The 884-nt window shown below is 52.0% G+C and carries 1 pseudogene; it reads left to right on the forward strand.

Annotation, left to right across the window (positions count from 1 at the left end):
* Nucleotides 1–111 precede the first annotated feature (111 nt).
* Nucleotides 112–768 (forward strand): annotated as a pseudogene (locus B5F87_RS20520) (type IV secretory system conjugative DNA transfer family protein); the annotation flags it as partial.
* Nucleotides 769–884 lie beyond the last annotated feature (116 nt).

The following is an 884-nucleotide window of genomic DNA, read 5'->3' on the forward strand; positions in this document are numbered from 1 at the left end:
CCGAACCCGCAAGCTGAAAGTGCAAAACGCAGACCCTTTGCACTTTGCACTTTCGCACTTTCACAAGAATTTGCGTCAATAACTCAAAAAAGCACTTGACAAAACGCTTCATGGGGCACGCCGGAGGACATTAAACCATTCGTTGACCCGAAATTCCAGAACAACGTCATTCTGACGGGAACGGAATTTCTCACCATGAACACCCGCCCGAAAATCCCGGCCAATGCCCGGAACTTAAACGCCTGTGTGATCGGCTCGTCCGGCTCGGGCAAGACCCGCTTCTGGCTCACGCCCCAGCTCCTTCAGGCCCACAGCTCCTATGTGTGCGTAGACCCGAAGGGCGGGACCCTCGACCAGTGCGGGCGGTTCTTGCAGCGGCAGGGCTATAAGGTGCGGGTGTTCAACAGCATAGATTTTTCAAAATCCATGCACTACAATCCGCTGGCCTACATCAAGACGGAAAGCGACGTCCTGAAATTTGTCAACGCCCTGATTGCCAACACCAAAGGCGACGGAAAAGAGGGGGACGAGTTCTGGACCAAAGCCGAAACGCTCCTGTACTGCGCCCTTGTGGCCTATATCGTCTTTGAGGGGCCGGAGGAAGAACGCAACATGAATACGCTGGTAGAAATGATAAACAGCATGGAAGTCCGGGAGGACGACGAAACCTTCAAAAACGCCGTGGACTATATGTTTGACGGCTTGGAGAAGCGGAGTCCCCAGCACTTTGCCGTGAGGCAGTACAAGAAATACAAGCTCGCCAGCGGAGATGTATGCTCTAAGTGACTTCTTAATCATGGTTTTTGTCATGGTTAGTGAAGCAGTCACTTAGAGCATTTTCATTTCAGGAGGTACAGCCATGAGAAACGAGAAAATCACCCCTC

This window comes from Eubacterium sp. An3 (assembly GCF_002159465.1).
GTDB lineage: Bacteria > Bacillota > Clostridia > Lachnospirales > Lachnospiraceae > Anaerobutyricum > Anaerobutyricum stercoris.